Here is a 7,441-nt window from a genome sequence, read left to right on the forward strand (position 1 = left end):
TTAACCTCATATACTTATCCCTTCATGCCTGTTATGGATATTCCTTCAATTATATGACGCTGTGCAATAATATACACAATTAATACTGGAATAATAGATATAACTGTACCTGCCATCATTAACGACCAGTCAGCTGTATATAGCCCTTTAAAAGAATTTAATAATAAAGGTACAGTAAAGTTCTCAGGAGAATTCAGATATATCAAAGGATCAAGAAAGTTATTCCAAGATTGCATAAAAGTAAAGATACCAATGGCAGCTAAAGCAGGTCGAATTAATGGTAATATGATATTCCAATATATTCGAACATATCCTGCCCCGTCCATTATAGCTGCTTCTTCTAACTCTTTTGGAATCCCCATAACAAATTGTCTTAATAAAAATACTGCAAAAGCATTAAATAGTGCTCCTGGTACAATTAATGTTAAATGAGTATCTAACCAACCTAATTTATCCATTACCAAATATAAAGGAATCATTGTAACCTGCTTTGGTATCATCATCGTAGCCAGAAATAAAATAAAAAGAAGATTGGCACCTTTAAAATTAATTTTTGCAAAGGCATAAGCTGCCATTGAAGCAGTGAATAATGTAAAGCCCACGATAATAACAGTAATATAAAAGCTATTAAAGTACGCTAAATTAAAGGGCATTGCCTGTAAAGAATCAAGAAAATTACTCCAAACAAAAGGATCAGGAATCCATTTTGGCGGAATAACAAATATTTGGGACATATCCTTTAAGGAGCTAAGGATCGTCCAAACAAACGGGAAGATCATTACTAGTGCCCCAATTCCCAATATAAAATGCAGAACTAATTTTGGGATAAATGTTCGTCTCTTACGTGCTTTTTGGATGTCAAATTTAGTATCAGTATTTAATACATATTTATTCTCCATAAAACACCCACCTTTTTTGAAATTTAAATTGGATAAGTGTAAAGATTAAAATAATAACGAATAATATCATGGAAGCAGCGGCACTCTTTCCCATCGTAAAATCAACAAATGCCTGATCATAAATGTGGAAGACAATGGTATAACTTGCTTTTGCAGGTCCACCATTTGTCATAACAAATGCTTGGTCAAATACTTGGAAGGAAGAAATGATGGTCATGATTGTTACAAAAAAGGTAGTTGGTGTTAGTAATGGTAACGTTATGTGCCTAAATTTCTGAATAGCATTTGCCCCATCCATTTCTGCAGCTTCATAATAGCTCCTTGATATGCCTTGTAGTCCTGCCAAGAAAATTACCATGTTATATCCAAGCCCCCACCATATACTTAATAATGCAATGGAAGGTATTACCCACTTAGTATCAGTTAACCAATGAGGTCCAGTTATCCCAATATAGGATAACAATTCATTTAAAATACCGAAATCTCCATTTAGAATCCACATAAATATTACCCCTACAGAAACTGAACTTGTTACTACAGGCATAAAGAAAAAGACACGGTAGATTGCTTTACCTTTTACTTTATTAAGGGCAACAGCTAAAATTAGCGCTAACGCAATTCCAATAGGTACAACTAAAAACATATAATAGATTGTATTAACCATTGCCTTCCAAAAATCAGGGTTATTTATTTGATTAATATAATTAGATATTCCAATAAAGCTGCTACTCCCAAATCCACTCCAGTCTGTAAAGCTTAAATAAAAGGCATAGATTAATGGAACTAACGAAAAAAACAGCAACCCTAATAGCTGAGGACTAATAAAAAGAAAACCCCATAAATTCGCATTTTTTCTAGCCAACTGCCCCACACCCCTTTAGGAAAATATACCAAGAAGGTTTATCTTCTTGGTATATTCTCTCTTTTTAGAAAGATAGAATTATTTATCCACATACTGATTAATTATCTTAATTACCTTATCAATAGTAGTATCAGCGTCTTCTTTACCAAGGAACATTAAGTCAATTGTCTCCGATATTTCAGTCGTTAATCCTGCAAATTGGGCATCACGCGCAAAGTTAGAACCATGTGTAAAACCATTATTCCGCCCATCAAATAAATACTCCATATGTTTTTCACTACTACCTTCTAGTGCATTTTCATCTGCGGAAGGGAGAGATGGGAGTGCATTTCCGTCTTTTCCAGTTCTTGCTTCTTGCCCTTCTTTCCCAACATAATAAGACACAAATTTCATCGCTTCTTCCAAATGCTCACTTTTCTTATTTACTGACATATAGGCTACTGGTACACTTACCATTTCTTGTTTTTCTTTAGTGTTACTCGGAAAATAGATATAATCATAATCTAAACTAGGATTTTGATCGAATTGGGGAGTAAACCAGCGACCGCCTGCTACCATACCTACTTGATTAGACATAAACATGGCGTCAACCCCTTGACCTTGTGGTAGCGAACCTGCATATACTGCATTTCCATTGGAAACTAAATCATGTAAAAAATGAAAGGTTTCCTTCGCTTTCTCATTTTCTGGTAATACAAAATTACCTTCTTCATCAAAGATTCTTCCTCCATTTGACCAAATCCAGCTATACCAATGCCCCTGCCAGTTTTCCATAATTAATCCTTCTTTTCCTGATTCCTTAATCTTACTAGTAACCTCAATAAATGTATCCCAGTTCCAATTGCCCTCTTCATAATATTCTTGTGGCGTTTTTAGACCAGCCTCTTTAAAAATGGTCTTATTATAATAGATAACCATCGGGTTTGCATCTGGAGCAACTCCATAGGTAATTCCTTCTTGTCTTGCTGGACCAAATAATCCTTCAGGAAACTCCTTTAAGTTCACATAACTTGCTTCACTATTAAAAAAATCATCCAATGGTTGTACCACATCTGCCTCTATCATTTGCGGCATAGTTGGCTCATGTGCATAAAACACATCTGGTCCCTTACTTCCTTGTAAAGAAGTCATTAGCTTTTGATCATACTGATCACTTGAAACCGGAACTAGTTTCACCCTAATATTAGGGTTTTCATCCATAAACCCATCAATTGCTTTCTGATAAACTTTTAATTCTGCAGGGTTTCCCCATGCTTGCATCGTTAATTGAATTGTTTTTCCATTTCCTGAACTGGTTTTACCACTGGAAGTACTATTACTGCTGCAACCGATTACAATAAACATAACTAAAAGTATCCATATCCCACTTTTAATTGGATTACTAATTTTCATCTAGTTACCTCCCAACTTATAGTTATCTTTAACTAAACTATAACTCCTTTATCTGCTTACTAACTGGGCGTTCTTTTGCTTTATCTGCTTCCCCTGCATTTTTATTTGCAGCTTCCCTGTCTTTCTCCATTTCTTCAATTGTTTTTACTTTTAATCTTGCTGCTCCACGATATTCTTTTGTCGGTAGAAGGTTCCCAGATTTCAGTCTAATTTTCGCTTCTGCTATTGCTTCTGCATATTGAGGGAGCCATTCTGCTTGAGCAACTAATAATTCATCAACCATCTGCCATATTTCTTTCGGATTACAAACCGCACCAACAAGTGGATCCATCATCATCGCTTGACGTAATAATTGATCATCACCTCTCCCTGCAGCTTCCACTGCCAATCGTTGTACAGAAATACTCACATTACATACTGCTGCACATCCGAGTGGTAATTCTCCAACTAGAGGCATATTAATACCATTTCTATCTACATAGCCTGGTGCTTCAATAATAGCGTCATCTGGAAGGTTTGAAATTACTCCATTGTTAACCATATTAAAGTGACCTCGATATACTCTCCCTGTTTCAAGCCCTTCTAAAATATAGGAACCATGCTCTTCACTCCTATTCTCTTGCTTATATTCAAGAGCAGGATCCTTTAACCAATTAGGAAAATCAGTTTTAAACCAAGTACGCCCTTCTGTACAAACCCTTAAATACCCTCCAGTTTCTCCGTTAATCCATGACCCTAAATCAATCCATTCCCTTATTTCTTCTGGTCTTTTTCGATACCATGGAACATACTCACTGAGATGCCCATTGGACTCTGTACTGTAATAACCGAATCTGCGTAGCATGTCAATCCTTACTTTTTCTGTTTGGCTGTATTCTGGATGATTTTCAAAAGCAGTCAATAATTTACTAGTTTGATCCTGTCCCTTATAGCCAACCTTGATATACCAAGTTTGATGATTAATACCAGCACAAATAATATCAAGGTCATTTTTGTCTTTTCCTAATACATTAGCGATTTGTCTATGCCCGCCTTGTACGCCATGACATAAGCCAATAGTTCGGATACCGCCATATTTGTTACAAGCCCATGTTATCATTGCCATCGGATTTGCATAGTTTAATAGAAGACAATCCTCTTCTGCCACCTCTTTAATATCTTTGCAAATTTCTAACATTTCAGCTATTCCTCGTTGACCATACATAATTCCACCAGCACTTAACGTATCACCAACGCATTGATCTATTCCGTATTTCAAAGGTATCTCAATATCTTTTTGAAATGCAGACAGTCCTCCAATACGAACCACATTAAAAATATACTTTGCACCCAACAACGCTTCTCTGCGATTAGTAGTAGAATGAATAGTGATTTTCAAACCATTTTCATTAATGTCACGTTGGCATAGTTGCGTTACCATAGCCAAATTATCTTGATTTATGTCAGTAAAAGATACTTCCATGTTTCTAAACTCTGGTACAGAGAGTAAATCTCTTAATAGACCTCTCGTAAACCCAATGCTTCCAGCGCCTATAAATGTAACTTTAAATGCCATTTTAACCCTCCTTTTCGTTATATTTATGTTACCATCGGAAAAATGTAAACGCTTTAAATAATCTCATCTCTTCTTTAGATTTTTGTGTACTATTCTAACCTGTTAAAATTTAGTCTATGATCCCCTTCTTTCTTAGGGCTGAAGGAGTTATACCAATGTGCTTTTTAAATACCTTGCTAAAATATTGACTACTATTCATCCCAATAAAACTAGCAACTTTCGTAATCGGTATATCTGTTTGTGTAATAAGCATTTTCGCTTTCTCTATTCTAATCTTGGTTAAGTATTCAATGATGGTACATCCCATTGACTCCTTAAAAATTCGATGGATATAATTAGGGTGAAGATGAGTAATCGCAGATAGATGCTCTATTCTTATATCATAATCATAATTCTCATGAAGATATTCAATTACCTTTTTTAAATATAGATTCGATAGCTGTGTGGATTCATTTTTAGCTTGAACTACATTTCTTGCAATAAGTAATAATAACTGGGTAAAAAGTATATGAACCATTAAATAATTGTCGCTTGTATCATTCATCTGACTGTCTAACTCCAACACTAGATTTCTTAATGAGTGAAAAACACCGTTTCTATCTTTCAAAAAATGATAGGCCTCTTTCATTACTAGTAATTCTTGTAATTCTTTGCTTTCTTCTGCAAGCTCATTAATAGGAGGAAATGTACGATTCATTTCAGTTAATGCAAATTCCAAATTCAACATTCTACAAGGCTTATTTTTTTCAACAATCAAACGGTGGGGTACTTCACTATCAATAAAAATAAATTGATGCTTTTTCATTTGAAAATCTTGCCTTTCTACCTCCACCCGGCATTCACCAGATATAACATACATAATTTCCATAGAAGAATGCGTATGATTGGCCATATAAAATCCATCCCACTCTTTGAAGTAATAAGCAGTAACCTTAGGATGGTAACCTTTACTGCTACTAATTTGATATAAACTACCTGAGTTTATCATTATGTATTCCTCCCTCATTATTTTTTAAATAAAGAAGACAGACAGTTACCTTTTGAAGCTGTTTTTCTATGCTTATTAATTCTTTTTAATTTAAATCGCTAATTATTTCTGGAAAATTTTAAATTTTCCCTTTATCCTTATTTTTATCCTAACTTAAAAAAGGGTTAGAAAATAGAAAAGGCGGATATTTTTCTGTAGCGAAAAAAGAAAAGGCGAATCGCAAGCTAATTGTGAATAAAAATGGGAAGAACCAAAAAAGGTATACTGAAACGAAGCTTTCAGAAGAGGAAACAGCTAAGATTTACCATCAATCTAAGATTGATGAGAAGCCAGTTTTTAGATTCACAAACGCTATAGGCTTTTGAGAAATCCAGAGTTAAAAATAAAACTGGTTTAAGCATTAATAATCGCTGTGGGAAAATATTCCATTAATTAGGTGAAATTTTGCTAAAATTCCTTAAAGCAAGTAAAAAAAGTGAAATCACACCCGGCGACTTCACTTTTTTTTACTTAAAGAGACTTGTGTTCCAACCTCTTTATTTTAATCAAATTTTATTGCTTCTTATTTGTTGAAGTCCACTGGTTATCTGTTGCTGTTTTATGCTGCTTTTTACTTGTAACTTCTGTATTAGCAGTTGCCCATTGGTTATTTACTTCAGACTTTTTCTGCTTCGCCATTATTCATTACCTCCCGCTAGAAATAATTACGTACTATTCTAGTATGAGATAAAGTGGCAAAGATTATGAAGCAAACAGAAAATTGTTTTGCTCTTATAGTTTTAAACGCTGCAAGCGAAGAGCATTTAGTACAACAGATACGGAACTAAAAGCCATTGCAGCACCAGCAAGCCATGGTGCAAGCAAACCAATTGCCGCAATTGGTATACCAAGCGTATTGTAGCCAAAAGCCCAGAATAAGTTTTGTTTAATATTTGTTATCGTTTTTCTACTGATTAAGATACTGTCTGCAATTGCTTGTAAATCTCCACGGATAAGTGTAATATCAGCTGCCTCCATGGCAATATCTGTTCCTGTTCCAATCGCCATCCCGATATCCGCTAATGCTAGTGCAGGAGCATCATTGATTCCATCTCCAACCATTGCCACTTTTTTTCCTTGTTGCTGTAGTTTTTTCACTGCTTCTGCTTTTCCATCTGGCAATACCTCTGCAATGATATGGTCAATTCCTGCTTGTCGTCCGATGGCTTCCGCTGTTTGCTGGTTATCTCCTGTAATCATCATGACATCAATGTTCATCTGTTTTAATCGTTTAATGGCATTTTTAGAAGTTTGTTTAATTGTATCGGCTACAGCCAGCAGTCCAGCATATTTGCCATTAACACTTACAAGCATCGCTGTTTTCCCTTGGGATTCCAGGTCTTTCATAATCGGAAGAATTTTCCCGACATTTATCCGGTAACGATCCATTAATCGTCGTGTTCCGACTAAGAGTTCACGGCCATCCACATTTGCACGAATTCCGAAACCTGGGATTGCTTCAAAGTCAGCAGTTTCTCGCAGAACAATCCCTCGCTCTGTAATTCCTTTGACTATCGCCTCTGCAAGAGGATGTTCGGATTTGCTTTCCGCCGCTCCCACTAAAGAAAGTAATTCTTCTTCTTGCCATTCCGTTACTATATCTGTTAAGATTGGCTTTCCATTTGTTACAGTTCCTGTCTTATCTAATAAAATCGTATCAATTTTATGGGTCATTTCTAGGTGTTCTCCACCTTTAAATAATATTC

Annotated in this window: 7 protein-coding genes; all 7 read right to left on the reverse strand. The window is 35.4% G+C overall.

Translation table 11 applies throughout. From position 1 onward, the window contains the following. Window positions 1-14: 14 nt before the first annotated feature. On the reverse strand, window positions 15-899 hold the full coding sequence (locus MHH96_RS25455) for a carbohydrate ABC transporter permease (protein WP_095258638.1): 885 nt from the start codon (window positions 897-899) through the stop codon (window positions 15-17). After that, the gene (locus MHH96_RS25460) at window positions 889-1,761 is read right to left on the reverse strand and encodes a carbohydrate ABC transporter permease (RefSeq protein WP_047942328.1); all 873 of its coding nucleotides are present in this window, start codon (window positions 1,759-1,761) and stop codon (window positions 889-891) included. The genes MHH96_RS25455 and MHH96_RS25460 overlap by 11 nt, the downstream gene beginning before the upstream one ends. Window positions 1,762-1,839: 78 nt before the next feature. After that, complete coding sequence (locus tag MHH96_RS25465; protein WP_053215675.1) at window positions 1,840-3,153, reverse strand: ABC transporter substrate-binding protein; 1,314 nt, start codon at window positions 3,151-3,153, stop codon at window positions 1,840-1,842. 37 nt (window positions 3,154-3,190) lie between these two features. After that, complete coding sequence (locus tag MHH96_RS25470; protein WP_328283349.1) at window positions 3,191-4,708, reverse strand: alpha-glucosidase/alpha-galactosidase; 1,518 nt, start codon at window positions 4,706-4,708, stop codon at window positions 3,191-3,193. Between the two features lie 109 nt (window positions 4,709-4,817). Beyond that, on the reverse strand, window positions 4,818-5,696 hold the full coding sequence (locus tag MHH96_RS25475) for a helix-turn-helix transcriptional regulator (protein WP_047942330.1): 879 nt from the start codon (window positions 5,694-5,696) through the stop codon (window positions 4,818-4,820). Between the two features lie 552 nt (window positions 5,697-6,248). Then, window positions 6,249-6,374: a hypothetical protein gene (locus MHH96_RS25480; protein ID WP_095258636.1), complete on the reverse strand. Its 126-nt coding sequence runs from the start codon at window positions 6,372-6,374 to the stop codon at window positions 6,249-6,251. A 93-nt stretch (window positions 6,375-6,467) separates the two neighbouring features. After that, window positions 6,468-7,441: heavy metal translocating P-type ATPase (locus MHH96_RS25485; RefSeq protein WP_341118308.1), on the reverse strand; the 974-nt coding region annotated here is incomplete at its 5' end.

The sequence above is a fragment of the Niallia sp. FSL K6-0212 genome (assembly GCF_038007605.1).
In the GTDB taxonomy this organism is placed as follows: Bacteria; Bacillota; Bacilli; order Bacillales; family Cytobacillaceae; genus Niallia; species Niallia circulans.